This window comes from Mesorhizobium subarcticum (genome assembly GCF_055456085.1).
In genome coordinates this window covers 1,872,321-1,897,879 of the sequence record NZ_CM144237.1, presented here as the reverse complement: position 1 = coordinate 1,897,879, position 25,559 = coordinate 1,872,321, and the positions used below count along the sequence as shown (strand labels likewise).

Sequence of the window (25,559 nt, the reverse complement as noted above, 5' to 3'; positions counted from 1 at the left end):
TGCGTAAATTAGATATCGATTGACGAGCGAGCATCAATTCTCGCAAATGGCGGCGTCACAAGATATCTGCTGGGGATCTCCCATGAACTGGGATGACGTTCGTATTTTCCTTGCCGTCGCCCGAGCTGGCCAGATCCTTGGCGCCGCCAAACGGCTGGAGCTCAACCACGCCACGGTCTCGCGGCGCATCGCGGCACTCGAGGAAGCGCTGCGCACGAAACTGTTTCGCCGGCTGACCACCGGCAGCGAGCTGACGCCGGCCGGGCTGCGCTTCCTCGACATTGCCGAGCGCATGGAGGGCGACATGATCGCCGCGCGTTCGACCATATCGGGCGAAGGCGACGATATCTCGGGCACGGTGCGCATCGGTGCGCCCGACGGTTTTGGCGTCGCCTTCCTGGCCAAACGTCTGGGCGAACTGACCGCGCTGCACCGCGAATTGACGATCCAGCTTGTGCCGGTGCCGCGCTCCTTCTCGCTGTCCCGACGCGAGGCCGACATCGCCATCACCGTCGAGCGGCCGACCGAAGGCCGGCTGGTGGCGGGAAAGCTGGTCGACTATTCGCTCGGCCTTTTTGCGTCGCGTGCCTATGCCGATGCCAATGGTCTGCCCAAGACCGCCGCCGAACTCGGCCGGCACACGCTCATCGGCTACGTGCCTGACCTGATCGTGAGCCCTTCCCTCGACTATGCCGCCGAGTTCAGCCCGGACTGGCGCACCAGCTTCGCCATCTCGTCGGCGCTCGGCCAAGCCGAAGCGGTGCGCTCGGGCGCCGGCATCGGCATCCTGCACACCTTCGTTGCGCGCTCGATGCCGGAACTGGTGGCCGTCGATGTGGTGGCGCCCATCCGCCGCGCCTATTGGCTGGTCTATCACGAATCGGTCAGGCCGCTGCGCCGCATCCAGATCGTCGCCAGCTTCATCACCAAGGCGGTTGAGCGGGAGCGGAGCCTCTTTACCTGACTTCGCAAACCGGCAAACGGAATGCACCGTTCAAGGCGGGTCGAGAACGAACGAATTCACCACACGCTCGACCTCGTCCGCCAATGGCGCCCATCTCTGCGCCACCTCCTCTGCGCTCCCGGCCATCAACGAGCAGTTGACATAACCATAGCGCGCACCCCGGATTGAAAACGCAATCCTGGAGTGGCCGTGCAGGCTGATATTCTCGTCGCTAACTGTAAAATCCAAGTCAGCATGGCGCACTGGGTAGCCGTCTGGAAACCTTGCAAGCCGGTCATTGCTGAAATCGGCCGTGCTGAACGATTTGCCCATCATCCTCGTCCAGGTGTCCATAGACCAGTCCTCGATGAATTTGCGCGGATCAGACGGCGAACCCGGTGCGAGGGGGTTGTAGAGCGAGCCAGACACCATGCACTCAAGGGCCTCATCAGTGGATTTTACATCCAGCAACATCGCCTCGCCAGAAGGCGGCTCATTGGTCCATTCCTGGGGAACGGTCAACGAGACCCAGTTATCCCGGTCATGAACCGTATTGTCGGCGGCATTTGCCCCCGCTGCGCAGGACAGAAATCCAACAGTCGTAACGAGAAGACAGATACGCATTGCCGGTGCTTGTCCTCCGAATGCCGGGCGGTTCGCCCCTTAAGCTAGACTATGCCAATGCCAATATTAGAACAACGCGGTAGTCACGCACGCCGCCTTTTCCTTGCCACAAAACCGGCCAGTGTGGCATCAGGGCGTGCGATCACGAGCCATGGGTCGGATCGCAGGGTGGGGGAATCGTTCAGAAAGCTGGCGCGGAGAAAAATGCGAGCCGTTCTTGCCATCCTTCCGCTGCTGTACGTCTCCGCCTGCGCCAACCCATGGACCAAAGTGCCTGAAGCCGAATTGCCGAAGCCCATCCGTTACGCCATGGCGCGCCCCTCGCCCTTCGTCATCGGCAATTATTGCGGCCCCGGCACCCGCACCGGCGATCTGTCGGCCCGGCCGGTCGACCGCCTCGACGCGGTCTGCCAGACCCATGACGTCTGCTACATCGCCCGCCACAATCATTGCGACTGCGATGGCGCCCTTGTCGCCTCGGCCAGGACGATCCGCGATGACAAGACGGCGCCCCTCAAGATGCGCGACGAGGCGGAATTGCTGATCGCTACTTTCGCCATCCCCGTCTGCAAGGTTTTCCCCCAGGGCTTCATGCCGCCGCGCGACCCGGCGCAGTTGAGCGCGATGAAGGCCGGAGTGACTGGGTGAATAGCCGCGCATCCATCATTCTCGCTTTGTTCGGGTTGGCGAGCGCCGTCCTTGCCGGTTGTGCCGGCACAAGCCGCAATGCCTGCGACCTTCTGCCGGGACAGGAAGCTTGCGCGCGGCCTTCCCTTTCGGCCAGCAAGCCCGGGCCGCAGGTCGCGGCGTCGCAGTTTTTCGGCGATGCCGGGAGCAGCGACTATGAAAGGCGGTTCCTGGCGCTGCTTGCCCACAACCAGCTCGGCGCCATGGATCGCGCCAACGGCACCGGCCCGTTCGGGCGAGACCGCCGCGACGTCCAGAACGGCGACTTCCAGGCGACCTATTCGACGCTGCAGCAGCTGGCCGGACCGGTCGCCACAACGCATCTGCCGCCGGCGAATGGCGGCAGTGGCGAGGGCCATTTCGACGGCCGCTGGCGGGTGTCGCGGCAGACGCTCTACATCGATGCGGCTGCGCGGCCCACGGCCCCGAAGATTTTCGATTTCTCAGGCCTGCAGGCACGCAGCACCGAGATCGTCCTGCGCCAGGCCGGCCAGCAGCCGGCCGACATCGAGGCCACCTGCGACGGTCCTCTGGCTGTCCGCGCCGCCGGGGCCTCGCGCACCATCGCCGCCGGTGCGGCGTTCCGCTTTCGCCTGTCGGGCGAGGACGACACGGTCAGCCTGTTTCCAGGCGACAGCCTGAACCGCTGCACGGCAACGATTCGCTCCAGCCTGGCTCCGGCAGGCGCGCCGCTCACCATCCGTCGCGAAGAGACAGCGGATCCGGCGCTCGCCAGCTTCGACAGCCTCTACCAGCGCTGCCCGGTTCCCGGCGGCTCCGGCCTCGACCCGCTTGAGCGCGCCTTCTATGCCAGCCGCTGGCTGTCGCAGACCTGCGCCTTGCCGATCGGCGAGCCCAGGCTGCTGCGCAAATCGCGTGACGGCTTCAACGCCAAGGTCGAGGCGCTTATGGGCGCGCCGCTGTCCGATGCGGCCATAGACAAGGGCGACCCGGAACTGCCGCTCGATTTCTCCAGGGCGCCAAGGCTGAAGCTGATCTATCTGTCCTCGCTCGAATTCAAGGCCGACTTTTCCGGCCGCATCATCGAGCGGCTGATCCGCCATCATGCGGCCCTTGGCACCAAGGTGCGCATCATGGTCACCGATGTGCTGGAGCGCGACAAGGACGACGACATGCTGCATCGGCTGGCGGCCGAATTCCCCAATGTCGAATTGCAGGAATATCGCTGGCGGGCAGACCATGGCGCGCCGATCGACGAGCAGATCTCGCAACTGCACAAGGTCCTGCACGTCAAGATGCTGGCTACGCTGGCGCAGGATCCGGCGCGCTCGCGTGTGATCATCGGCGGCCGCAACATCCACGACGGCTTCCTGTTCCACCAGCCGATCGACCTGTCGCGCTATCCGGAGCTACAGCAATACGGCAAGACCGACGGGCTTTCGCTGAACTACTATTCGAACTGGAGCGACTTCGACATCGAGTTCGCCGATAGTGCCACGGTCGAGACGCTCGCCGCCCATCTGTCGACGATATGGTTGCGCGACGCCGACACCAATCTGGCGCGGCCCTTCTCGATCCCGGTGCGCGGAGATGGCCGCCCCCGGGGCAATGCCCGGCATTTCATCTCGGTGCCCTATGAGGACGACCATGCGCTGGAGGCCTATTTCGTCGAGCTGATCGATGCCGCCCAGCACCATATCCAGATCGTCAACCCTTACCTCAATCTGACGCCCAGCCTCGCCCAGGCCGTTGACCGGGCGCTTGCCCGCGGCGTCAAGATCGACATTGTCGGCCGCATCGACCTCAAGGGCGATATTGGCGGCAGATTCCTCACCGCGCTCAACAAATTGTTCGTCGAGAAATATGGCGACCGCATCAACATCCGCGAATTCAAGGCGCCTGACGTGGTGCTGCATTCCAAGATCATGATGATCGATGAAAGGCTGGTCGCCATCTCTTCGGTCAACCTCAACAACCGCAGCTTCTTCCACGATTCAGAGAACGGCATGATGGTGCTCGATCCCGCTTTCTACCTCAGGATGAAGCCGGTCTATGACGACTATCTCGCCCACTCGAACCCAGTTTCCACCAACGTGACGATCCCGTGGGCCTACCGGCTGCTGTTCGACGAGGCCTGGGTCAGGCAGGCGTTCTGATGCAATTCCAGGAACAGTGTGAAGCGGTTTTCCCGGGAAAAGCGCGTAGCGCTTTCCCTTGGGAATTGCATCCACCCAAGAGGACGCAGCGGCCTATTTCAGGTAACGCTCCTGCGCCAGGGCGCGCGCATCGATGTCGGGCACCTTATTCGACATGATGTCGGCCAGCACCTTGGCCGAGCCGCAGGCCATGGTCCAGCCGAGCGTGCCATGGCCGGTGTTGAGGAAGAGATTGGAAAGCTCGGTGCGGCCGATCAGCGGCGGCCCGTCCGGCGTCATCGGCCGCAGCCCGCACCAGAAGGTCGCCTCGCGCATGGCGCCGGCGCCTGGAAAGAGATCGCCGACCGAATGTTCGAGCGTGCGCCGCCGCGATTCGTGCAGCCTGAGGTCGAAGCCCGAAATCTCGGCCGTGCCGCCAACGCGGATGCGGTCGCCCAGCCGGGTGATCGCCACCTTGTAGGTTTCGTCCATCACGGTCGATACGGGCGCCAGAGCGGCATCCTTGATCGGCACGGTGATCGAATAGCCCTTCACCGGATAGACCGGGATCGACCGTTTCATCCGGCGCATGAAACCCGCAGAGTAGCTGCCCAGCGCCATCACATAGGCTTCGGAGGCCTTGAAGCCCTTGCTGGTGCTGATATTGGAAATGCGGTTGCGGCTGCGGGTGACGCGCCAGATCGTGGTGTCGTATTCGAACTTCACGCCACGCGCCACGCAGAGTTCAGCCAGTTTCTCGGTGAACATCTTGCAGTCGCCGGTCTCGTCATGCGGCAGTCTCAGCCCCCCGACAAACTTCTCGCGCACGCCGGCCAGCCCAGGCTCCGCCGCGATGCAGCCATCCTGGTCGAGAATTTCGTAAGGCACGCCATATTTGTTCAGCACGTCAACGTCACCGCCAGTGCCGTCGAGCTGCTTTTGCGTGCGAAACAGCTGCAGCGTGCCCTGGGTGCGCTCGTCATAGCTGATGCCGGTCGCCTCGCGCAGCGCCTTCAGCGTGTCGCGACTGTACTCGGCCAGCGGCACCATGCGCGATTTGTTGATGGCATAACGCTCGGCCGTGCAGTTGCGCAGCATCTTGACCAGCCACGTCCACATATGCGGATCGAAGGCCGGCCGCACCACCAGTGGGCCATGCTTCATCAACAACCATTTTATCGCCTTGAGCGGAATGCCGGGGCCGGCCCAGGGCGAAGCATAGCCGGGCGAAATCTCGCCGGCATTGGCGAAGCTGGTTTCCAGCGCCGGGCCTTTCTGGCGGTCGAGCACCGTCACCTCGTGGCCGGCCTCGGCGAGATAATAGGCCGTGGTCACCCCGATGACGCCACCGCCCAGCACCATGATCTTCATCGCGTCACGCTCCACGCCGCCGATATCGGCACATCGTTCCATGTCTGCCGGATTTTGCCTCGCCCGCCAAGGGGCTAGCCCCAAGGGCTACTCCCAAGGGCTACTCATTGACGTAGCGCCGGTGAAAGCGTGAGCCGAGACTGGCCAGGATTTCATAGCCGATCGTGCCGGCATGGCCTGCGGCGTCGTCGACGCTCTGCGAAGGACCCAGCAACTCGACCAGGTCGCCCTCACGCAGCCTGCCGGGCGGCAGGGCGGAAATATCGAGAATGATCGAATCCATCGACACGCGTCCGAGGAAAGGCAGGCGCACGCCTTCGAACCAGGCCGCCGAAGCGGAGCGTCGCAGCCAACCATCCGCATAGCCGAACGAAATCGTCGCCAGGCTGAGCGGACCCTGCGCATGGTAGGTATGGCCGTAACCGATGCCGGCGCCTTTTTCGACGCTGCGCGTCTGCGCCACCTTGGCCTGCAGCCGCACGACAGGCAGCATCGGATTGGGTTCGCCGGGCGTCGGGTTGATGCCATAGAGCGCGGCACCGGGGCGGGCGAGGTCGTAGTGGTAAGGCGCCCCGAGAAAAATGCCGGAGGAGTTTGCAAGTGAGGCAGGCGCGCGGGGCAGCATGGCGCACAGCCGCTCAAACGCCAGCCGCTGCTGCTCATTGGCCGGATGGCGCGGCTCGTCGGCGCAGGCAAGGTGGCTCATCACATACCGGACGTCGATACCGTCGAAAGCACTGGCGTCCCCGGCCAGCGCCTCGACCTCCGCCGGCGCCATGCCGAGCCGCGACATGCCGCTGTCGGCCTGGATGGCGGCAGGCAATGCGCGGCCCGCGCTGCGTGCCGCCTCGCGCCAGGCCTTCAGTTGGCCGGCACTGTTGATCACCGCGCAAAGCCCGGCCGCAACCGCTTCCGGCTCGGAACCTGGCGGCAGCCCGTTCAACACGTAGATCTCAGGGCCAGCCCCGACCGCCCTGCGCAAGTCGATGCCTTCGGCCAGCAGCGCGACGAAGAAGATGTCGCAGCCTTCGGTGGCCAGAACCCCGGCTACCTGCGCCGCGCCAAGGCCGTAGCCATTGGCCTTGACCACGCCGGCGCAGTGAACGCCTTCCAGCTTTGCCTTCAGCCGCCGGTAGTTCTCACGGATTGCGCCGAGATCGATGGTCAGGATCGCCCCGGCCGCCGCATCGCTGACCGGCCAACGGGTGACGGTGTTCGCAGCAGTCCGGTTGACGGCGTCGTTCATGGCGACCCTCGTTGCACCAGCCATCAATACGACCAGCGCACCGGCACGGCAACCTCGTCCAGGGTCTCTATCGGGTCAGATAACTGAAGGCCGCCACCACCTCTTCGTAGACCTTGCGCTTGAACGGCACGATCAGCTCGGGCAGGTCCTGCATCGGCCGCCATGACCATTCGTCGAATTCGGCGGTGTGGCCGCCCGGCGGCGGGTTGATCTGGATCTCACTTGCATCGCCATGGAAGCGGAAGGCGAACCATTTCTGCGTCTGGCCGCGATACCGGCCCTTGAAGGCGATGCCGACCAGGTCGTCCGGCAGATCATAGTTGATCCAGTCCGGCGCTTCGGCCAGCAACGACACGCTGCGCATGCCGGTCTCCTCATAGAGCTCACGCTCCGCCGCCTGCAGCGGCTCTTCGCCCTTGTCGATGCCGCCTTGCGGCATCTGCCAGAGCTGCGTCGTGCCGGCAAACTCGCTATCGGGTTCGGCAATGCGATGCCCAACCCAGACCAGGCCCTCGGCGTTGAGGATCATCAACCCGACACAGGGGCGATAAGGCAGCGTTTCACGATCGACTTGTTTTGCCATCATCTGTCCTTCGAGAGGTTTGCGATCAGGCGTGGCTAGCCCTTTTGCGGGTCAATGGCCACCGCAGAAATCGGCACGATCTCAATGCCGCGCTTCTTGGCCTCGGCGATCCACGACGTGACGGTGTCGACCGTCAGGTCGAAGGCCGAGCCGATGCCGACGGCAGAGCCTTTTGCCCGCGCGGTGGCTTCGAGACTGTCCAGTTTCTTCAGGATGGCGCCGCGATCCTGCACCGCATCGATCGCCATGTCACCGGCGACGAAGGGCACACCGTCCTTCAGCGCCAGATCGGGCGCCAGGCTGCGTGCCGACGAGCCGTCGTCAATATAGGCTAGGCCGCGTTTGCCAAGTTCTGCCATGAACGGCTCCATCGCCGCCGTGTCGGCGGAAAACCGCGCGCCCATATAATTCATGACACCGGTATAGTTCGTCGTCCGCGACAGCGCCCAGTGCAAGTTTTTGATGTTCTCGTCCGCGCTCGCCGCCACGGTCAGCGTGTTGCGGCCGGGGTTGACGTTGGGATAGTCGAACGGTTCGAGCGGCACCTGCATGACGATCTCATGGCCGCCCTGCCTGGCGGCCTGCATCCAGCGGCCGATGCTGTTGCCTTGCGGCGCGAAAGCCAGCGTCACTTCCGGCGGCAATCTGGCGATCGCCGCCTGGGTGCCGGTCTGCGACACGGCGAGCCCGCCGATGACGATCGCAATGCGCGCGCCGCGTGAGCCGGACCAGGGCCGCGCATAGACATCGAACGGCCGCCTTCCGTCGGCGGAGCGCATCGGCAAGGGTCCGGTGTCGCTGGCTTCGATCAATGCCTTGTCGGGAAGATGCGCGATCTTCAGGTTCTGCCCGACAGCAGACGGATCACGGATGACGATGGCTGCCTGCGGAGGACCATCGCCCTCCTCCTTCTGCACATGGATGATCTGCGGACCACCGGTCTTGGTTGGCGTTCCAACCTTTGGCGCCACGACCGGAGCCAAAGCGGATGGCGCGGCAGCGGGCTCGGCCGCGGCAGTCACTTTCGGCGTCGAGACGGCGACCTCTTGCGGCTTGCGAAACGGCTTTTCCCTCAGCGCGATCGCCCCGGAAATGCCGACCACGGCCAAAATGACAACGGCCGTGGCGGCCGCACCGGTGCTCACCTTGCGGCCAGCACGCGGCGCCCGGACGGTCTGTCCAAGCGGGCGTTCGATGTCCTTGCCGATATCAGCCAAGCCCTGTCCCCGGGGCGCACCCTGGCGCCGCATCTCGGGGCCTCGCCTGCCCCCGAATCAAACTGCCGGAACCTTTCGGTCCCGGCAGCATCGCATTGCTTCGTTCACCCGGCCAGACTGACCTTACTGGTTGAGAACGGCCTTGTCCGGATTGGGCGGGAAGGCCGGATCGGTCTTCTGGCCGCGCAGCAGCTGTTCGGCGAAGATGAGCTGCAGATCGTCCTTCGGATCCGGCGGCACATAGGCTGCCGAGCCTGAGCCGGTCGAGCTCTCGTCGGCACCCTTGATATGGCCCTTGAGGTCTGATTCGCCGCGGGTCAAATCCCTGCCCTGCAGTTCCGGCGGCAGCGGCTGGTCGACCTTGATGTCGGGCGTGATGCCCTTGCCCTGGATCGACTTGCCCGACGGCGTGTAATAGAGCGCCGTCGTCAGCCTGAGCGCACCATTCTCGCCGAGCGGAATGATGGTCTGCACCGAACCCTTGCCGAAGGACTGCGTGCCGACCACCGTCACGCGGCGCAAATCCTGCAGCGCGCCGGCGACGATTTCAGACGCACTGGCCGAACCGCCATTGACGAGCACGATGATCGGCTTGCCGTTGACGTCGTCGACCTGCTTCGGCTTGGCGTCGAAGCGGGTGACGTCCTTTGGATCGCGGCCGCGCGTCGAGACGATCTCGCCGCGCTTCAGGAAGGCGTCGGACACGCTCACCGCCTGGTCGAGCAAGCCGCCAGGATTGAGGCGCAAGTCGAGCACGTAGCCCTTGAGCTTGTCGTCCGGCACCTGCTTCTTGATGGTGTCGATGGCATTCTCGAGGTCGTCATAGGTCTTTTCGGTGAAGGAGGTGATCTTCATGTAGCCGATGTCGTTCTCGACCCGGAACTTGACCGCCTTGACCTTGATGATGTCGCGCACCACCGTCAGCTCGATCGGCTTGTCGGCGCCTTGGCGCAGGATGGTGAGCTTGATCGGCGTGTTGACCAGGCCGCGCATCTTCTCGACCGCGTCGTTGAGCGTCAGGCCGCGAACCTCTTCGCCGTCGATCTTGGCGATATAGTCGCCAGCCAGCACGCCAGCCTTGGCCGCCGGAGTGTCGTCGATGGGGGTGATCACCTTGACCAAGTCGTTCTCCATGGTGACCTCGATGCCGAGGCCGCCGAACTCACCCTTGGTCTGGACGCGCATGTCCTGCGCCTGTTCGGCGTTCATGTAGGAGGAGTGCGGGTCAAGCGAGGACAACATGCCGTTGATGGCGTTCTCGACCAGCGACTTGTCGTCGGGCGGCGTGACATATTGTGCCCGCACCCGCTCGAAGATGTCGCCGAAGATCGCCAGTTGCTTGTAGGTCTCCGACCCCGCAGCGTTCGCCGACGAGCCAGGAGCGCCATAGACAAGGCTCATGGCGGACGCGCCCATCAGCGCACCGGCAAACAGAAGCGACAGTTTCCGCATCATTTCACGTCCTTCCAGAAAAACGGTCCGCCCACCATGGGGCCGGATCGACGGGTTTTCCATCCTTGCGGAACTCGACATAGAGTTCCGGCGTGGCATTTCCATTCTTCGAAACCGAGGTGCTTGCCACCCGGGCCTCTCCCATCGCGCCGACCGGCTCTCCTGCGAGCACCGACTGGCCGGTCACGACACTGATTCTGCTCATCCCCGCCAAAACGACATGATAGCCGTCGCCAGCGTTGAGGATCAAGAGTTGACCATAAGAGCGAAACGGCCCCGCATAAAGCACATTCCCATCCGCCGGAGCGGTGACGATGGCTCCCGATTGTGTCGCAAGCATGTCTCCAAGCATCACCGCGCCGTTACCGTCATCAGCGCCAAACCGGCGTTTGATTCGGCCGGTGACCGGCAGCGCGATCTGCCCCTGCAGCGCTGAAAAGGGCGCTGTCGCGGTGAGCTGGTTGCCTTCGGGGACCGGCAAGGATGCCAGCGATGCCGTTGTGTCGCCATCCGTCTTGTCACCCCCGGCCGAGGCTGCCTTTGCGGCATCCGCGGCCTTGCGGGTCTTGTCGGCCTGCGCTTCGAGCGACGCGATCAGATCCTTCAGGCTGGAGGCCTTGGCCGCCAGTTGCTCGGAACGCTGCTGCTCGGCCGCCATTTGCGCCTGCGTGTCGGCCTCGAGCTTCTGCTTGGCTTCGAGCAGCATGCCGAGCCGCTTCTTTTCCGCTGTCTGCTCGCCGACCGCATCCGTCAGCCGCGCCCGTTCGGCCTCGATCGAAGCCGTCACCCGGGTCTGCTCCTTGAGGTCGGCCAGCAGGCTATCGGTCTGCTGGCGCAATTCCGGCACCACGGCGCCGAGCAGGATGGCGCTGCGCACCGACGACAGCGCATCCTCCGGCTTGACCAGGATCGCCGGCGGCGGGTTGAGCCCCATGCGCTGCAGCGCGCCCAGCACTTCAGCCAGCACGTCGCGCCTCGCCACAAGCGAGGCGCGGATCTTCTGTTGCTGGCCCTTCAGCCCCTCCAGCTTGGCGCCAATGTCCTCGATGTCCTGGCCAAGCTTCTGCTCGGTCATTGCCGACTGGATCAGCGCGGCGGTGATAGAGGCGTGGTCCTTCTTGACCGCGGCAATATCGGCGGCGAGCTTGGCCAGCCGTTCCGACGACAGCGTTATTTCCTTGGAAACCTGTTCATATTCGGCGCGGCTCTGGTCCGGATCGGGCGCCATGTCGAGCGTGTTCTCGGCCCGCGTTGCATGCAACGACAACAGGATCGCCGCTGCCGCGATGCCGCAGCGCGCGCGCCAGGAGCTACTTGGTGAGCCCCCTAGTGATAAACTCAGTGTCGATTTCCAGCCTTCAGACATTCGCCATCGACTCTATCCGCGGCATCGTTAACGAACCATCAACCATGTTTGAAGAGCCCGCCCCGAATGCATGTCGCCCAAAAATGGTCCCTGTTCTGGGGAAACGACAGGCACAAAAACCAGAGATTTCGATCTTGCGCGGCATTGGGGCGGAAATCCGGGCAACAGGCACGAATCACGGCTGGCGGCAACTGTAGCGGCAGGCTCACGAGCGATGGTAGGGGTGGCCGGAGAGGATCGTCGCCACCCTGTAGAGTTGCTCCCCCAGCATCACCCGCACCAGCTGATGCGGCCAGGTGAGCGCGCCGAACGACAGCACCAGTTCGGCCTGGTCGCGCAGCGACGGATCATGACCGTCAGCGCCGCCTATCGCAAGAACCAGCGCCTTACGGCCACCATCGCGCAACTGTCCGATGCGATTGGCGAAATCCTGCGAGGAAAGGCTCTTGCCGCGCTCATCGAGCAGGATCAACGCCGTTCCCGGCTGCAACTGCGCCTGCAGCCTGGAGCTCTCGTCACGCTGACGTTCGCTGGCGCTCTGCGCCCGGCCCTCGGCGATCTCGGTAATCCCCGCGAATTCGAGCCCGACCGCAGGCCCGCTCTTGGCGAAGCGCTCGAAATAGCGGTCGGCCAACTCCCGCTCGGGGCCGGCTTTCATCCGGCCCACGGCATGAACTGAAATCTTCATCCCGCCTCTATAAGCCGTTAGCGCATGTCACCCAAAGCTGAAATCGATTTTGGGCAACGACACAAAGCAGCTTAGTGAAGTGTCTCTTCCTCGAGATCCGGCGACTGCCACATCTTTTCGAGATTGTAGAATTCGCGGACTTCGGGGCGGAAGACGTGGACGATAATATCGCCTGAATCGATCAGGACCCAGTCGGCGCCAGACAGCCCCTCGACGCGCGCCGTGCCGAGGCCGGCATCCTTGAGCGCCTTGAGGAGATGGTCGGCGACAGCCGAGACATGACGGTGCGATCGGCCCGACGCGACAACCATGTAGTCGCCGAGGCTCGATTTCCCCTGAATGTCGATTGAGACAATATTTTCGGCCTTGGAGTCTTCCAGACTGGCAAGGACTGTCTTGATGGCACGGGACACGGCGTCGTCTACGCTGATCCTGGCCGGCGAAGGCATGATATCGGCCTTCTTCCGCAGTGCTGTTCTCAGTGTATTTCCTTTCGCAGCAAGAACAACCAAATCACCCCCAAAAGCAGGTGACACCACTTAGATAGGCAGAGTTCCCTGACAGTTTCAAGACGTGAACCCGCCACGCACGAACGTCGTGTTGGCCCTGTGGTTCCGCCGCATCGCCGAAAAGATCGGAACTCAGGTGGCCGGCATGGGTTATCGGCTCATCGACCAACCGGGATTCCACCATGCCGATCGATCCGCAAAACGCTCTTCTTACCGTCCAGGCCAGCCTCGCCCAGCTCAGCACGCTGATTGTTTCTTACTCCTTTTCCGCCATTGGTGCGGTCATTTTGCTCATTGTCGGCTATATCGTTGCAGGACTTGCCGAACGCTCCATTTTCGCTGGCCTTGGCCACATCCATGGCTTCGACCAGACGCTACGGCATTTCTTCTCCAAGATCGTCCGTTACGCCATTCTGGTGCTGGTGGTCATCATGGTTCTCGGCCAGTTCAGCGTGCAGACGGCATCGATCATCGCCGCGATCGGCGCCATTGGCCTCGCCATCGGTCTGGCGCTGCAAGGCACGCTGCAAAACATCGCCGCCGGCATCATGCTTCTGGCGCTGCGGCCGTTCCGCATCGGCGAATCCGTCGAGGTCGGCTCCATATCAGGCTCGGTCGAGGAAATCGGCCTGTTCGCCACCAAGCTCAGGACCGCCGACGGCGTTTACATCCTGGCGCCCAATTCGACGCTGTGGAACCAGCCGGTGCGCAATTTTTCGCGCAACGGCGTGCGCCGCGCCGACATCACGCTCTCGATCGGCTCGTGGAACGACATCGACCGCGCCCAGAAAACATTGCTTGCCCTTGCCGGCGCCGAGCGTCGTATTAGACGCGAACCGGCACCGTTCGCCTTCGTCGCGACCTTGGGCGACAGCACCGTCTCGATCACCTTGCGTTACTGGACATCATCAGCGGATTTCTTCGCCACCCAGACCGATCTCACCAAGCGCGCCAAGCAGGAGTTCGATAGCGAAGGCATATCGATCCCCCTGCCACCGCCGGAAGCACCGGCACCGGAAGCGCGCAGGCAGTAGTCACATTCCCCGGTGCCGGTCCTGCTCGTCCGGCGCATAAGCAAGTTCCACCGGCAGCGGCGCCTGTGCCGTCATCGGCGCGAAACTACCGGTTTCCGTAGCGGGAACCGGCCTCGTCGTGAACACACGCAACAACACAAACAGGCAGAAGACGCACGCAATGATGATTGACACATAAATGAAGGCCTGTGTGCCGAAGACAGCCGAAAGCGCCGTCACGAAGCCCGGCACCACAAAGCCGGCCAGCGACCAGGCAAACAGCAGCGAACTGGACAGCGCCACCATGTCGTCCTTGCCGGCACGGTCGGCGGCATGCGCGCTGGACAGCGAATAGATCGATTCCGAAGCGCCGTCCCATAAGACATAGATTACCAGCAGCGCCGGCAGCGCGCCGCCATCGAAGCCGAGCGCGAACATGCCGGCCACCGCGGCGAGCGCCGATGCCCCGATCAGCACATAGCGGCGGTCGGTGCGGTCGGAAATCCAGCCGAACGGAAGCTGCAGGAGCAACGTGCCGAGCGGCATCACCGAAAGCAGCAGCGCCACATCGGCCTGGCTATAGCCTTTGGCCGTGGCATGGATCGGCGCAAAGCCGGCAATCGACATTGACAAGCCGCCGACCGCCAGCATGCCGGCAACGCCGACCGGCGAAATCCGCCAGGCACGACGCAGCGCAACCGAAGCCGCCTGCGGCGCAGGCGGCTGGGCAAGCCTGGTCAACCCGACAGGCAGGATCGAAAGCGCTGTAAAGACGATGCCAATCAACGGCGCATCCGCGGTTTTGATATCGACCAGCGCCAGCGTGGCGTAGCCAACACCAAGCCCAGCGACATAGGCGACGTAGAAAAAGGCCATCACCCGTCCACGTATGGCATTGGCGACGGCATCGTTGAGCCAGCTCTGCGCGACGATGAACAGGCCGCATATGGCAAAGCCGTACAGGGCGCGGGCGGCGATCCACAAAACCGGGTGCGGTCCAGCACCGACGGCTGCATTGGCCAGCGCGATCAGCGCCGACAGCACCATGAAGGCGCGAGCATGGCCGACCCTGCGCACCAGCGGTCCGGTGAGGATACAGCCGGCTAGGCCGCCGGCTGACAGGCCGGTTATGATGAGCCCGGCCCAGGTCGGATCGAAGCCTTCGACACCGAGCCTCACCGGGATATAGGCAAACATCAGCCCATTGCCGACGGCGATCAGCGCCATCGACACGATGACGCTGGCAATCGCGATCAGTGGCGTCGGCGTGTTGCCCGGTTCGCGGTCGACCTCGGTGCGGTTTTTCTCAGGGATTGGCATGCTGGTCAGGATTGCCCAGGAAATGGGCAAAGGAAGCGATAAAAGCGACATGACCGGGCGGCGCCCGGTTCCCGGGACGGACTGCCCTGTCTCCGGAGCGGCTTGCCCGTCCCTACATCGCCAGTATTTCCCCTAGCGGCGATGTCGGCGGCACGTCCGCCAGCGGCAGCTTCCACAGCGAACCATGCCAGAGATGGATCGCCCGCGTTTGCGCGGTAACCAGATCGGCGATGGTCTTTTTCGGATCGAGCAGCGTGCCCCTGCCTTCGATGTTGGGATAGAAGACATCCATCGGCGAGGCTTGGTCGAGCAGGCCGTGTTTGCGCACCAGATACGTCAGCAGCGGCGGCCCGATCGAGGCATGCGGCATATCCTCGAAGCCCTTGAGCTTGCCAATTGCCCGCAAGGCGCCGAAGCGCAGCCGCTTGCTCCAGGAGTACCATTCGGGAAAACGCTTGGGGTGATCGACCGTCTCGACGAGATCGGAAAGAATCAGCGATCCGACTGGCAGGCTGAGCACCGCATTGTTGATGCGGGTCTGGCTTTCCCAGCCGAACATGTAGGGCCGGCGCTCCAGCGGACGCACGCAGAACATGTCGCAGTCGATGTAGATCTCGGCCCCGGTGGCGAGCAGCTTGTAGCGGAAAATATCGGCGAACAGCGCATAACCGCCGTTCCTGTGCACGATGATGCGCTCGCGCGGCAGGATCTCGGCGGCATCCGCAAGTTCGACGCCAAGCGGCGCATCCCCCGGATCGTCATAGACGTGCAGCACCGTGCGATGGCCGATCCTGAGGAAGGATTTCAGACAGGCGACATGCATCGGCCCGAGCGGCCCGCCGATCCAGATTGCGTGGACTGCCGGCAGGCCCGGATCGGTCATGATGCCGACCCCCTCACGACTTTGCCATCCTGCGGATCGCGCTCGACGACAGCGATGATCGCGGACCATGGATGAAGGTCCAGGCCGGCGCCTGCATGCGGGCAAGCAGCGGCGCATCGCCCTCATCGATTCGGGCATAGTCGAAGGTCTTGGCGACGACCGATGACAGGAAGGACAGCGTGGCACCCGGGCGGTCGATGACCGCGATCGGGAAGGTCAGCACGATCTCGCGCCAGCGCTGCCAGCGATGGAAATCGCGCAAACTATCCGCGCCCATGATCCAGACGAACTCGACACCGGGGTTGCGCGCCTTGACCAGTGCCAGCGTGTCGGCGGTGTAGCGCACATTGTGCGCGGCCTCGAAAGCGGTGACCTTGATCTTCGGGTTCTTGGCGATCTTCTCCGACAGCTGCAGCCGTTCAGTCAGCGGCGCCAGTTCGCGCGTGCTCTTCAGCGGGTTGCCCGGCGTCACCATCCACCACAGCTGATCGAGCGCCAGACGCCTGAGCGCGATTTCAGCGACCAGCGCATGGCCGGCATGCGGCGGGTTGAACGAGCCGCCGAACAGGCCGACGGCCAGGCCTTTTTCGGCATGCGGCATTTTGAGATAACGGGAGGGGACGGGGGGCTGGGGGAGGACAGCATGGTGCTAGGCGCCCCCCTCTGTCCTGCCGGACATCTCCCCCTCAAGGGGGGAGATTGGCAACTTTATTGACGTCAGAAACTCTGCGAAGGCAGCGATTGGCGAAACCCGAAACAACATCAAATCTCCGCCCTTGAGGGGGAGATGCCCGGCAGGGCAGAGGGGGGTCCGCGCGCGCAACGCCTCAGGCTCTAGGAACGAAAAGCTTCAAGGCCTCACCTGTCCCGACCCGTGCACGCGGTACTTGAAGGAGGTCAGCTGCTCGACGCCGACCGGGCCGCGCGCATGCATCTTGCCGGTGGCGATGCCGATCTCGGCGCCCATGCCGAACTCCCCGCCATCGGCGAACTGCGTCGAGGCATTGTGCAGCAGGATCGCCGAATCGATCTCGTTGAAGAACCGTTCCACCGCTTGGCGGTCCTCGGCAATGATCGCCTCGGTGTGGTGCGAGGAGAAGGTCTCGATATGCTCGATCGCACCACCGATGCCGTCGACCAGCTTCACCGCGATGATGGCGTCGAGATATTCCGTCACCCAGTCGGCATCATCAGCCGGCTTGGCATCGAAGAACAGCTTCAGCACTTCTTGATCGGCATGGATCTCGCAGCCGGCCGCGCGCAGCGCGTCGAGGATCGGCACCAGATGGGTTGATGCCACCGCACGATCCACCAGCAGCGTCTCTGCCGCACCGCAGACTCCGGTGCGCCGCATCTTGGCGTTGACGGCGATCTTCACCGCCATGTCGAGATTGGCCGACCGGTCGATGTAGAGATGGCAGATGCCTTCGAGATGGGCAAAGACCGGCACCCGCGCCTCGCTCTGCACCCGTCCGACCAGGCTTTTGCCGCCGCGCGGAATGATGACGTCGAGTGTCCCGCCAAGCCCCTTGAGCATTTCGCCGACAGCAGCGCGGTCGGTTGTCGGCACCAGCTGGATGGCGTCTTCCGGCAGGCCGGCGGCCTTCAGGCCTTCGACCAGGCAGGCATGGATGGCGGACGACGAATTGAGCGAATCCGAGCCGCCGCGCAGGATCACCGGATTGCCGGCCTTGAGGCACAGCGCGCCGGCGTCCGCCGTCACATTCGGCCGGCTTTCATAGATGACACCGATGACGCCGAGCGGCGTGCGCACGCGCTCGATCTGCAAACCGTTCGGCCGCTCCCACGCGGCGATCACGTCGCCGACCGGATCGCGCAGGGCAGCGATTTCGCGAATACCGTCCGCCATGGCGCGGATACGTGCCGGATCGAGCTTCAGCCGATCCATGAAAGAGCCGGACAGCCCGGATTCGTGGCCATTCGAGACATCGATGGCATTGGCGTCGAGAATGTCCTGCTCACGGGCAAGGATCGCGTCTGCCATGGCACGAAGTGCGGCATTCTTGGCGGCGGTGGTGGCGACGGCCAACGGTCGGGCAGCGGCGCGGGCACGGCGGCCGATGTCAGCCATCAGCACCACGGTGTCATCCCCGGATTTTTCATGCAGCTTCAGCATGGCTCATCCTCCGCTTATGTCGCCCCCAGCGTGACTCACCACAAGGTCGTCCCTGTGGATCATCGCCGAACGCGCTTCGTAACCGAGCACGTTTTCGATCTCGGCCGTCTTCAGGCCAGCGATCCTTACGGCATCGGCGGCATCATAGGCAACCAGCCCGCGCGCGATCTCGCGGCCCTCGGGGGACAGGATCGCCACCGTATCGCCGCGCGAGAAATTGCCGCTGACCAGCTTGACGCCGGCCGGCAGCAGCGATTTTCCCGATGTGAGCGCGCCGACGGCGCCGGCATCGACCGTCAGCCGGCCGGCCGGTTCGAGCTGGCCGGCGATCCAGGTCTTGTAGCCTTTCACCGGATTGGCGCTCGGCTTGAAGAAGGTGGCACGCTCGCCGCGCTCGATCGCCATCAGCGGCGACAGCCTTGTGCCCGAGGTGATGATCATGGCGGTGCCGGCGGCGGTGGCGATCTTGCCGGCGTCGAGCTTGGTGCGCATGCCGCCGCGCGACAGTTCGGAAGCGGCCGCTCCCGCCATCGCCTCGATATCGGGCGTGATGCGGTCGACCACCGGAATGAATTTTGCATCGGGGTCGCGCGCCGGCGGCGCTGTGTAGAGCCCGTCAATGTCGGAGAGCAACACCAGGAGGTCAGCGCCCATCATCGTCGCGACGCGCGCGGCCAGCCGGTCGTTGTCGCCATAGCGGATTTCTGAGGTCGCCACCGTGTCGTTCTCATTGATGACCGGAACCGCCTTCATCTTGAGCAGCGTCGAGATCGTGGCGCGCGCGTTGAGGTAGCGCCGGCGCTCCTCGGTATCGCCAAGGGTCAAGAGAATCTGACCCGACTTGAGCGCGCCTTTGCCGAGCGCATCCGACCAGGCACCGGCGAGCGCGATCTGCCCGACGGCGGCCGCCGCCTGGCTCTCCTCGAGTTTCAGTGCCCGCTTGCCCAACCCAAGGATGGTGCGGCCAAGCGCGATGGCGCCGGACGACACGACAAGGATCTCAGCGCCACCCTGGGCGAGCTGGGCAATGTCGTCGGCGAGCGAAGCCAGCCAGTCGCGCTTCAGGCCGCTCGCCCGGTCGACGAGCAACGCCGAGCCGATCTTGACGGTGATGCGCCGGTATTTTCTCAGCGACTGCATGGCCTTACTTGTCCCAGCGCGTCTCGACCACCGGAGTGGCCAGTGCACGCGCCTCGGCAATCACCGTCATCAACCCCCGCAGCACCGCCTCGACACCCTCGCCGGTGACGGCGGACAGCAGCATCGGCGCGCGGCCGGCGGCTCGCTTCAGTGAAGCGACCTTCTTCTTGCGCGCATCGGCGTCGAGCGTGTCGACCTGGGAAAGTGCCACGATCTCGACCTTGTCGGTCAGCCCGTTGCCATAGGCCTCGAGCTCGGCGCGCACTGTCTTGTAGGCCTTGCCCGGGTTTTCCTCCTGCGCCGAAACCAGGTGCAGCAGCACACGTGTGCGCTCGACATGGCCAAGGAAACGGTCGCCGATGCCGACGCCTTCATGTGCACCTTCGATGAGGCCGGGAATGTCGGCAATGACGAATTCGCGCGCATCGATCCGGGCAACGCCGAGGCCGGGATGCAGTGTCGTGAACGGATAGTCGGCGATCTTCGGCTTGGCCGCGGTGACGGCGGCCAAGAAAGTCGACTTGCCGGCATTGGGCAGCCCGACCAGCCCGGCATCGGCAATCAGCTTCAGCCGCAGCCAGATGTTGAGCTCCTCGCCGGGAAGGCCGGGATTGGCACGGCGCGGCGCCTGGTTGGTCGAGGTCTTGAAATGCTGGTTGCCGAAACCGCCATTGCCGCCCTTGGCGAGCAGGAAGCGCTGACCGACCACGGTGAGGTCGCAGATCAGCGTCTCATTGTCTTCCTCGAACACCTGCGTTCCGGCCGGCACCTTCAGCGTGACGTCGGCACCTTTGGCGCCAGTCATGTTGCGGCCCATGCCGTGCACCCCGGTCTTGGCCTTGAAATGCTGCTGGTAGCGATAGTCGATCAGCGTGTTCAGCCCATTGACCGCTTCCAGCCAGACATCGCCGCCACGGCCGCCATCGCCGCCATCCGGACCGCCGAACTCGATGAATTTCTCGCGCCGGAACGACACCGAACCGGCGCCTCCGTCACCGGAGCGGACATAGACCTTGGCTTGATCAAGAAATTTCATGGGATTGCAGTTTCTTTTATTGGCCTTGCGGCATTGCTCTAAACATTTCGCCTTGATCTAAACCAAGGCGCGGCGAAGGGCGAGGCTGTTTTGTGACGAGGGCCGCTTGGGATCGGCCGGAGGAATATCGGTATGAAGCTTGTAACCTACAACATCCAGTACGGCATCGGTCTTGACGGGCAGTACGATGTCGCGCGCATCGCTGATGCCGTGCGCGGCGCGGATGTCATCGCCCTGCAGGAGGTCACCCGCAACAATCCGCGGAACGGCAGCCGCGACATGGTCGCCGAGATCGGCGAGGCGCTGCCCGACTATTTCGCCGTCTACGGCAGCAATTTCGAGGCCAATATCGGCTCGCGCATCGAGAACGGCCGCGCCATCACAACGACCTTCCAGCTCGGCAACATGATGCTGTCGAAAACACCCATTCATCTGTCGCGCAACCTGCTTTTGCCGCGCAGCCGCAGCTTCGAGATGATGAACTTCCAGCGCGGCGCGCTGGAAGCGCTGATCGAGACACCGCTTGGTTTCATTCGCTTCTATTCCATCCATCTCGATCACCGCAGCCCGGTCGAACGCGCCAGCCAGATCCAGTTCCTGCGTCAGCGCATGCTGAACTATGCGCTCGAAGGCGGCGCGCTCTCCGGCGTCGCCGAGATCGGCCTGCCGGAATTGCCACATCCCGAAGCCTTTGTCGGCATGGGCGATTTCAACATGCTGGCCGGCTCGCCCGAATATGTCGAACTCGCCGGCCGGCCGGACCATGAATTCGGCATGCCGCTGACCGCCGACTTCGCCGTCGATGCCGCCATGCGCCTCAACGCCACCGGCGACGATCTCGTCAGCTGGGTCGACCCCGAAGACCCCACCAACGCCAGCCGCCACAAGCGCCTCGACTATGTCTTCACCAGCGCCTCGCTCGCCCGATCATTGAAGCGCCTCTGGGTCGATCGGCAAGCGACCGGTTCAGACCACCTGCCCGTGTGGGTCGAACTGGGCTGACAGCCTTTCACCCAACGGCATTTTCGCGTTCAACAATCGCCATCACGATCGCATCGCGGTATTCCCCATCGATATAGACAGCATCGCGTTGCACGCCCTCCCTGACAAAACCGACCTTGTCGTAAAGAGCGATTGCGCGGGCATTATCGGAATGCACGAAAAGCTCGATACGGACAAAGCCGGCTTTGCGCGCTTGCGCCACGGTTGCATTGATGAGCTTCAGCCCAAGGCCGCGCCCGCGATAAGACGGGACAATGCCCATACCAAGCGCACCGCGATGGGCGTGTATGGGCCGATCGTGGCGAGTGATGTCACACCAGCCGACAACCTCGCCACTCATGGCGGCCACATAGCCCGGGTCGCCTCTCGCGATGCGGTCCACCACAAACCGTCTGGCTTCATCCAGAGGTGGCGCCTCAAGAAAGGACAAGTACTTTCGCTCACGCGAAACGATATCGAGCGCGTGATGAAAGCTTTCGATATGCTCCGGCGCGAACGGCACGATCGCGACCGTTTCGACATCGCCGCGGCCATCAACCATTGGCTTCACCAACGCCGTACATCAGAAGTGGACCCAGTTTCTGAGGCTGGTCCAGGTCTTGCGGTCAAGCCGGTAACGCTCGACCGGCACCTGGCCGGCGACGATCGAGTTCAGCATGCCCTGGCCGGCATACTGGAAGCCGCACTTATGGATCACCCGACGCGAGGCCGGATTGATGACCCGCGTCGAAGCATGCAGCACCTGGATCGTCGTGCTCTGGAAAGCAAGGTCGACCAGCGCGTGGGCGGCTTCTGTCGCATAGCCACGCTTCCAGTAGGGCTCGCCGATCCAGTAGCCGAGTTCCAGTCCGCGATCGGTGGTGTTCAAGCCGGCGCAGCCGACAAAGGTGTCGGTGCCGGCCAGCGTCAGCGCATAGGCGATGCCGGCGCGGCGCGACCGGGTCATGGCGAGAAAGGCACGCGCCTCGGCCTCGCCATAGGGGTGAGGCATGCGCGCCAGCATTTCGGCGACATGACGGTTGTCGGCAAGCTCGACCAGCTGGGGGACATCGGCTTCGCACGGCGCACGCATCACCATGCGCTCGGTGACCAGCACCGGGCAGTCTATCGCGTAACTTTCGTCGTCGGTGTCTTCAGCTTCGGCAACCATTTGAAAGTCCTCCAGGCGCAAGAAAAAGGGGAGATGGAAACCCATCTCCCCTGATCCTTTTCCTGGCTTTTCCAGACACCGGTTCCCGAGATGGGGCGCCGGTGTTCTAGTGCGGAACCGGCTACTCCGCGGCTTTGGTAATCGGGTTGACCGATACGTAGGTTCGGCCATTGGCTTTTTTGTTGAAGGTCACGGCGCCGGATTCGAGCGCAAAAAGGGTATGATCAGTGCCGATGCCGACATTGACGCCCGGATGCCAGGTCGTGCCGCGTTGACGAATGATGATGTTGCCCGGGATGACGGCTTCGCCGCCGAACTTCTTCACGCCCAGACGCTTGGAATGCGAGTCGCGACCGTTGCGCGACGAGCCGCCAGCTTTCTTGTGTGCCATCTAACTAACTCCGTTGCGCCGCAAGGCGCCTAAAAGGCCTTATGAACGCGTTCGCGTTCCGTTTCAAGTCCGATCCGGCTGATGTTTCGCCGGAAAAATTACTTCTTCGCCAGTTCCTTGGCCTGTTCGCGCCAGTCCTTGATCTGGTCGGCGCTGAAGGGCATGTGCTCGTCGATCTTGGCGACATCCTTGTCGGAGAGCTTGGCGAGCTGCGCGAAGGTGATGATGCCCTGCTCGGCGAGATCCTTGGCTGCAACCGGGCCGATGCCCTTGATCACGGTCAGATCGTCCGGCTCGCCCTTCGGCGCCTTGAACAGCGGTGCGGCAGCCGTCTCGGCCGTCACTTCCGCCTTGGGGGCAGCTTCCTTCTTGGCCTTGGCTTCCTTAGGCGCGGCCTCGGCCTTCGCCTCGGCAGCAACCTCTGCCTTGGCTTCCTTCTTCGGTGCCTTCACCGCGGCCGTCTTCGTCGGCTTTGCGCCATCCAGCAGGATCTCGGAGATCCGCACGGTGGTCAAAAGCTGGCGATGGCCGATCTTGCGGCGCGAATTCTGACGGCGGCGCTTCTTGAAAGCGATGACCGTGCGGTTCTTGCCCTGTTCGACAACTTCGGCGGTGACCAGAGCGCCATTGACGAACGGCGCGCCGAACGTGACATTTTCGCCCTCGCCATGCGCGAGAACATGGCCAATTTCGACGATATCGCCGACATTGGCTTCGACTTTTTCGATCTTCAGGAGATCGTTGGCGGCAACGCGATACTGCTTACCGCCCGTTTTAATGACTGCGAACATTTTTTGCCTTTCGCTGTTCGGTCGGCCTTGATGAACCGCCTCTGGCGGTTCGGCCGTCTTTTTGTCAGTCTGCGGGTTCAAAAAACAAGCGGCGTGGAAGAACCCTCCACGCCGATTGCGCGCTGTCCCTAACCGAAGGTTGGAGGTGAGTCAAGGCAAACAGCCGTTGCCGAGACTGTTATTGGCCGGCGCGGGCCGGCCGTGTCAACATGCTCCAGCTTTTGCAGTCGGGGGAGGCTGGGATGCGTGGCTGGTCGGGACTTTGCCTCTGTTTGATGCTGCTGACATGGCGGCCCGCGCTGGCTACACCGAATCCGGTCGCCGAAAGCGTCGATGGCGTCGTCACCGCATGGATGAAGGACCATCACATCGCGGACGCCGAGGTTGTCGTCGCGCTGCACCAGAACCTGGTCGGCTCCTACGACCATGGCTGGAAACCGACAGAACGGCACCCGATCGCCAGCCTGTCGAAAGCCATCACCGGCGTCTGCATTGCCGGTCTGGTCGATGACAAGCGGCTGGCGTTCACGGATACGCTGGGCAGCGTGCTGTCCGGCTATTTCAAGCGCAACAACGGCGCCAACGCGCCGACGGATCCACGTTTTACCACCATCACCATCGACGAATTGCTCACCCATCGCGCCGGCCTGACCAAAAACGCCTTCGACGACAAGAACGACCATTCGGTCAGCGCTTCGTTCAAGTCGGCGACACAGGCCATGCTCGACTTCGCCCCCGGCAGCACGATCTCCTACAGCGACAGTGGCTATCTCATTTTGGGTTACGTGGCACAGGTGCTCGGCAACCAGGCCTACGGCGCTGTCTGCGGCAAGGTCTTCACAAAACTCGGCATGCCGGCGAATGCCGGCGCCATCGACGACACGCTTGTCGCTCGGGGACCGAATGGCGGCTGGGATATTTCGGCGCAGGACTACGCCAAATTCCTCTACGCCTTCGACAAGCAGTCCGGCGTTCTCGGCCCGACGACACGCCAATGGCTCGACGCCCTGCCGGGCGATCCGGGCTATGCCAAGGGGCAGAAATCGCCGCAGACCCAGGCGCCCTGCCCGCGTTTCCAAGGCAGTCCGAGCTACGCCGTCGGCGTCTGTATGAAGCACACCGCCTTCGGTACCCAGTACTACCATGATGGCCTGCTGCACCATCACATGCCCGATTACCCCAAGACCGGCGGTTCGTTCTTCTTCGTCAACGAGGCCGGCTATGCAACCGTGGTGATCTTTTCCGGCGAGAATGACGGCAAGGTCTACGGCGCCCTGGAGAAAAGCGTCATTGCGGCGATGACCGCCAAGGCCGCCTATGCTGTACCGGGCCAGTGACCGGCAAATACCGCCTTGAATCCGCTGCTTGCCCGGCAGGCCGGATGACAAGCCAAATATCGGCGGATTTGGCCTTGTAACCTGCCCGTTCAGCCGTTATCTAGTGCGCCGCGCCGGCAACGGCCGACCATGACCGCGGAGAGGTGGCAGAGTGGTCGAATGCACCGCACTCGAAATGCGGCATGGGTGCAAGCCCATCGGGGGTTCGAATCCCTCCCTCTCCGCCACCCTACGCCCTGCGGGCTTCGGGTGGCAGGCCACCCGAAAACGCAATCGGGCGTAGGAGTGTCGCCCTAAGCTACGAAGTAGCGTAGGGGGACCATGTGGTATGTGGATTTCCTAGAGCTCCGTAACAGCGATATCTATGTCGGATCGACAAACGACCTCCGACGCCGGCTTGAATCGCATCGATCGGGCCATGTGATATCGACCAAGGCCTATCTGCCTGCAGTCTTGAAAACCTACGTTGCGGTTGAAACCGAGGCCAACGCACTGCAACTTGAGCGATACTTCAAAACAGGATCGGGCAAAGCCTTCGCAAGCAAGCGTTTTTGGCGGACAGAAGCCGACTGACGGC

26 protein-coding genes and 1 tRNA gene are annotated in these 25,559 nt (G+C 63.3%); 8 read left to right on the top strand and 19 right to left on the bottom strand.

Going from position 1 to position 25,559, the window contains the following annotated elements:
• Nucleotides 1-82 precede the first annotated feature (82 nt).
• The gene (locus ACZYHG_RS09195; protein WP_464613520.1) at nucleotides 83-964 is read left to right on the top strand and encodes a LysR family transcriptional regulator; all 882 of its coding nucleotides are present in this window, start codon (nucleotides 83-85) and stop codon (nucleotides 962-964) included.
• 30 nt (nucleotides 965-994) lie between these two features.
• On the opposite strand, the gene ACZYHG_RS09190 is transcribed toward ACZYHG_RS09195, so the two are convergent.
• Nucleotides 995-1,567 (bottom strand): hypothetical protein, encoded by a 573-nt coding sequence (locus ACZYHG_RS09190; protein ID WP_464613519.1) that lies wholly within the window; start codon nucleotides 1,565-1,567, stop codon nucleotides 995-997.
• A 204-nt stretch (nucleotides 1,568-1,771) separates the two neighbouring features.
• Here ACZYHG_RS09190 and ACZYHG_RS09185 point away from each other — a divergent pair, with 204 nt between their 5' ends.
• Both ACZYHG_RS09185 and ACZYHG_RS09180 read left to right on the top strand, forming a co-directional pair.
• Nucleotides 1,772-2,215, top strand: coding sequence for a hypothetical protein (locus ACZYHG_RS09185; RefSeq protein ID WP_464613518.1), 444 nt, complete (start codon nucleotides 1,772-1,774; stop codon nucleotides 2,213-2,215).
• Entirely contained in the window at nucleotides 2,212-4,371 is a 2,160-nt protein-coding gene (locus ACZYHG_RS09180; RefSeq protein WP_464613517.1) for a phospholipase D-like domain-containing protein, read from the top strand. Before ACZYHG_RS09185 ends, ACZYHG_RS09180 begins: the two co-directional genes overlap by 4 nt.
• Nucleotides 4,372-4,464: 93 nt before the next feature.
• On the opposite strand, the gene ACZYHG_RS09175 is transcribed toward ACZYHG_RS09180, so the two are convergent.
• The 8 genes from ACZYHG_RS09175 to rsfS form a co-directional block, all read right to left on the bottom strand.
• Entirely contained in the window at nucleotides 4,465-5,763 is a 1,299-nt protein-coding gene (locus ACZYHG_RS09175) for a D-amino acid dehydrogenase (protein WP_464613516.1), read from the bottom strand.
• A gap of 58 nt (nucleotides 5,764-5,821) precedes the next feature.
• Complete coding sequence (gene alr, locus ACZYHG_RS09170) at nucleotides 5,822-6,967, bottom strand: alanine racemase (RefSeq protein WP_464613515.1); 1,146 nt, start codon at nucleotides 6,965-6,967, stop codon at nucleotides 5,822-5,824.
• Between the two features lie 67 nt (nucleotides 6,968-7,034).
• A complete protein-coding gene (locus ACZYHG_RS09165) occupies nucleotides 7,035-7,550 on the bottom strand; it encodes an RNA pyrophosphohydrolase (RefSeq protein WP_464613514.1) in 516 nt (171 codons plus the stop codon).
• A 35-nt stretch (nucleotides 7,551-7,585) separates the two neighbouring features.
• The gene (locus ACZYHG_RS09160; protein WP_464613513.1) at nucleotides 7,586-8,767 is read right to left on the bottom strand and encodes a divergent polysaccharide deacetylase family protein; all 1,182 of its coding nucleotides are present in this window, start codon (nucleotides 8,765-8,767) and stop codon (nucleotides 7,586-7,588) included.
• A gap of 123 nt (nucleotides 8,768-8,890) precedes the next feature.
• Entirely contained in the window at nucleotides 8,891-10,222 is a 1,332-nt protein-coding gene (locus tag ACZYHG_RS09155) for a S41 family peptidase (protein ID WP_464613512.1), read from the bottom strand.
• A gap of 1 nt (nucleotide 10,223) precedes the next feature.
• Nucleotides 10,224-11,585 carry a murein hydrolase activator EnvC family protein gene (locus tag ACZYHG_RS09150; RefSeq protein WP_464613511.1) on the bottom strand — a complete coding sequence of 454 codons (1,362 nt, stop codon included), beginning with the start codon at nucleotides 11,583-11,585 and terminating at the stop codon, nucleotides 10,224-10,226.
• A gap of 205 nt (nucleotides 11,586-11,790) precedes the next feature.
• Nucleotides 11,791-12,273, bottom strand: coding sequence for a 23S rRNA (pseudouridine(1915)-N(3))-methyltransferase RlmH (rlmH, locus tag ACZYHG_RS09145; protein ID WP_464613510.1), 483 nt, complete (start codon nucleotides 12,271-12,273; stop codon nucleotides 11,791-11,793).
• Nucleotides 12,274-12,344: 71 nt separating this feature from the next.
• Nucleotides 12,345-12,722 (bottom strand): ribosome silencing factor, encoded by a 378-nt coding sequence (gene rsfS, locus ACZYHG_RS09140; protein ID WP_464613509.1) that lies wholly within the window; start codon nucleotides 12,720-12,722, stop codon nucleotides 12,345-12,347.
• Nucleotides 12,723-12,964: 242 nt separating this feature from the next.
• On the opposite strand from rsfS, the gene ACZYHG_RS09135 reads away from it, so the two are divergent.
• Nucleotides 12,965-13,816 carry a mechanosensitive ion channel family protein gene (locus ACZYHG_RS09135; protein WP_464613508.1) on the top strand — a complete coding sequence of 284 codons (852 nt, stop codon included), beginning with the start codon at nucleotides 12,965-12,967 and terminating at the stop codon, nucleotides 13,814-13,816.
• Here ACZYHG_RS09135 and ACZYHG_RS09130 read toward each other — a convergent pair whose 3' ends face one another.
• The 6 genes from ACZYHG_RS09130 to obgE form a co-directional block, all read right to left on the bottom strand.
• A complete protein-coding gene (locus tag ACZYHG_RS09130; RefSeq protein WP_464613507.1) occupies nucleotides 13,817-15,115 on the bottom strand; it encodes an MFS transporter in 1,299 nt (432 codons plus the stop codon).
• Nucleotides 15,116-15,227: 112 nt separating this feature from the next.
• Complete coding sequence (locus ACZYHG_RS09125; protein WP_464613506.1) at nucleotides 15,228-15,998, bottom strand: glycosyltransferase family 32 protein; 771 nt, start codon at nucleotides 15,996-15,998, stop codon at nucleotides 15,228-15,230.
• Nucleotides 15,999-16,011: 13 nt separating this feature from the next.
• The gene (locus ACZYHG_RS09120) at nucleotides 16,012-16,599 is read right to left on the bottom strand and encodes a nicotinate-nucleotide adenylyltransferase (RefSeq protein WP_464613505.1); all 588 of its coding nucleotides are present in this window, start codon (nucleotides 16,597-16,599) and stop codon (nucleotides 16,012-16,014) included.
• 249 nt (nucleotides 16,600-16,848) lie between these two features.
• Complete coding sequence (locus ACZYHG_RS09115; protein ID WP_464613504.1) at nucleotides 16,849-18,135, bottom strand: glutamate-5-semialdehyde dehydrogenase; 1,287 nt, start codon at nucleotides 18,133-18,135, stop codon at nucleotides 16,849-16,851.
• 3 nt (nucleotides 18,136-18,138) lie between these two features.
• A complete protein-coding gene (gene proB / locus ACZYHG_RS09110) occupies nucleotides 18,139-19,275 on the bottom strand; it encodes a glutamate 5-kinase (protein WP_464613503.1) in 1,137 nt (378 codons plus the stop codon).
• 4 nt (nucleotides 19,276-19,279) lie between these two features.
• Entirely contained in the window at nucleotides 19,280-20,311 is a 1,032-nt protein-coding gene (obgE, locus tag ACZYHG_RS09105) for a GTPase ObgE (protein ID WP_464613502.1), read from the bottom strand.
• A gap of 132 nt (nucleotides 20,312-20,443) precedes the next feature.
• Here obgE and ACZYHG_RS09100 point away from each other — a divergent pair, with 132 nt between their 5' ends.
• A complete protein-coding gene (locus ACZYHG_RS09100) occupies nucleotides 20,444-21,313 on the top strand; it encodes an endonuclease/exonuclease/phosphatase family protein (protein ID WP_464613501.1) in 870 nt (289 codons plus the stop codon).
• Between the two features lie 7 nt (nucleotides 21,314-21,320).
• Here the strand turns inward: ACZYHG_RS09100 and ACZYHG_RS09095 are convergent, their stop codons facing one another.
• From ACZYHG_RS09095 to ACZYHG_RS09080, 4 genes are all read right to left on the bottom strand, one after another.
• A complete protein-coding gene (locus ACZYHG_RS09095; RefSeq protein ID WP_464613500.1) occupies nucleotides 21,321-21,854 on the bottom strand; it encodes a GNAT family N-acetyltransferase in 534 nt (177 codons plus the stop codon).
• Between the two features lie 21 nt (nucleotides 21,855-21,875).
• Nucleotides 21,876-22,463, bottom strand: coding sequence for a GNAT family N-acetyltransferase (locus tag ACZYHG_RS09090; RefSeq protein WP_027031699.1), 588 nt, complete (start codon nucleotides 22,461-22,463; stop codon nucleotides 21,876-21,878).
• Between the two features lie 121 nt (nucleotides 22,464-22,584).
• On the bottom strand, nucleotides 22,585-22,854 hold the full coding sequence (gene rpmA, locus ACZYHG_RS09085) for a 50S ribosomal protein L27 (RefSeq protein ID WP_027031700.1): 270 nt from the start codon (nucleotides 22,852-22,854) through the stop codon (nucleotides 22,585-22,587).
• 98 nt (nucleotides 22,855-22,952) lie between these two features.
• Nucleotides 22,953-23,645, bottom strand: a complete 693-nt coding sequence (locus tag ACZYHG_RS09080) for a 50S ribosomal protein L21 (RefSeq protein ID WP_464613499.1) — start codon at nucleotides 23,643-23,645, stop codon at nucleotides 22,953-22,955.
• Nucleotides 23,646-23,887: 242 nt separating this feature from the next.
• Between ACZYHG_RS09080 and ACZYHG_RS09075 the strand changes: the two genes are divergently transcribed.
• The 3 genes from ACZYHG_RS09075 (at nucleotide 23,888) to ACZYHG_RS09065 (ending at nucleotide 25,555) form a co-directional block, all read left to right on the top strand.
• Nucleotides 23,888-24,982: a serine hydrolase domain-containing protein gene (locus ACZYHG_RS09075; protein ID WP_464613498.1), complete on the top strand. Its 1,095-nt coding sequence runs from the start codon at nucleotides 23,888-23,890 to the stop codon at nucleotides 24,980-24,982.
• A 137-nt stretch (nucleotides 24,983-25,119) separates the two neighbouring features.
• Nucleotides 25,120-25,209, top strand: a tRNA-Ser gene (locus ACZYHG_RS09070).
• A gap of 94 nt (nucleotides 25,210-25,303) precedes the next feature.
• Complete coding sequence (locus ACZYHG_RS09065) at nucleotides 25,304-25,555, top strand: GIY-YIG nuclease family protein (RefSeq protein ID WP_464613497.1); 252 nt, start codon at nucleotides 25,304-25,306, stop codon at nucleotides 25,553-25,555.
• Nucleotides 25,556-25,559 lie beyond the last annotated feature (4 nt).

Coding starts and splice junctions, on each gene's coding strand:
- ACZYHG_RS09195 (WP_464613520.1), top strand. CDS start 83: ATGAACTGGGATGACGTTCGTATTTTCCTTGCCGTCGCCCGAGCTGGC.
- ACZYHG_RS09190 (WP_464613519.1), bottom strand. CDS start 1,567: ATGCGTATCTGTCTTCTCGTTACGACTGTTGGATTTCTGTCCTGCGCA.
- ACZYHG_RS09185 (WP_464613518.1), top strand. CDS start 1,772: ATGCGAGCCGTTCTTGCCATCCTTCCGCTGCTGTACGTCTCCGCCTGC.
- ACZYHG_RS09175 (WP_464613516.1), bottom strand. CDS start 5,763: ATGGAACGATGTGCCGATATCGGCGGCGTGGAGCGTGACGCGATGAAG.
- alr (WP_464613515.1), bottom strand. CDS start 6,967: ATGAACGACGCCGTCAACCGGACTGCTGCGAACACCGTCACCCGTTGG.
- ACZYHG_RS09165 (WP_464613514.1), bottom strand. CDS start 7,550: ATGGCAAAACAAGTCGATCGTGAAACGCTGCCTTATCGCCCCTGTGTC.
- ACZYHG_RS09155 (WP_464613512.1), bottom strand. CDS start 10,222: ATGATGCGGAAACTGTCGCTTCTGTTTGCCGGTGCGCTGATGGGCGCG.
- ACZYHG_RS09150 (WP_464613511.1), bottom strand. CDS start 11,585: ATGTCTGAAGGCTGGAAATCGACACTGAGTTTATCACTAGGGGGCTCA.
- rlmH (WP_464613510.1), bottom strand. CDS start 12,273: ATGAAGATTTCAGTTCATGCCGTGGGCCGGATGAAAGCCGGCCCCGAG.
- rsfS (WP_464613509.1), bottom strand. CDS start 12,722: ATGCCTTCGCCGGCCAGGATCAGCGTAGACGACGCCGTGTCCCGTGCC.
- ACZYHG_RS09135 (WP_464613508.1), top strand. CDS start 12,965: ATGCCGATCGATCCGCAAAACGCTCTTCTTACCGTCCAGGCCAGCCTC.
- ACZYHG_RS09130 (WP_464613507.1), bottom strand. CDS start 15,115: ATGCCAATCCCTGAGAAAAACCGCACCGAGGTCGACCGCGAACCGGGC.
- ACZYHG_RS09125 (WP_464613506.1), bottom strand. CDS start 15,998: ATGACCGATCCGGGCCTGCCGGCAGTCCACGCAATCTGGATCGGCGGG.
- ACZYHG_RS09120 (WP_464613505.1), bottom strand. CDS start 16,599: ATGCCGCATGCCGAAAAAGGCCTGGCCGTCGGCCTGTTCGGCGGCTCG.
- ACZYHG_RS09115 (WP_464613504.1), bottom strand. CDS start 18,135: ATGCTGAAGCTGCATGAAAAATCCGGGGATGACACCGTGGTGCTGATG.
- proB (WP_464613503.1), bottom strand. CDS start 19,275: ATGCAGTCGCTGAGAAAATACCGGCGCATCACCGTCAAGATCGGCTCG.
- obgE (WP_464613502.1), bottom strand. CDS start 20,311: ATGAAATTTCTTGATCAAGCCAAGGTCTATGTCCGCTCCGGTGACGGA.
- ACZYHG_RS09100 (WP_464613501.1), top strand. CDS start 20,444: ATGAAGCTTGTAACCTACAACATCCAGTACGGCATCGGTCTTGACGGG.
- ACZYHG_RS09095 (WP_464613500.1), bottom strand. CDS start 21,854: ATGGTTGATGGCCGCGGCGATGTCGAAACGGTCGCGATCGTGCCGTTC.
- ACZYHG_RS09090 (WP_027031699.1), bottom strand. CDS start 22,463: ATGGTTGCCGAAGCTGAAGACACCGACGACGAAAGTTACGCGATAGAC.
- rpmA (WP_027031700.1), bottom strand. CDS start 22,854: ATGGCACACAAGAAAGCTGGCGGCTCGTCGCGCAACGGTCGCGACTCG.
- ACZYHG_RS09080 (WP_464613499.1), bottom strand. CDS start 23,645: ATGTTCGCAGTCATTAAAACGGGCGGTAAGCAGTATCGCGTTGCCGCC.
- ACZYHG_RS09075 (WP_464613498.1), top strand. CDS start 23,888: ATGCGTGGCTGGTCGGGACTTTGCCTCTGTTTGATGCTGCTGACATGG.
- ACZYHG_RS09065 (WP_464613497.1), top strand. CDS start 25,304: ATGTGGTATGTGGATTTCCTAGAGCTCCGTAACAGCGATATCTATGTC.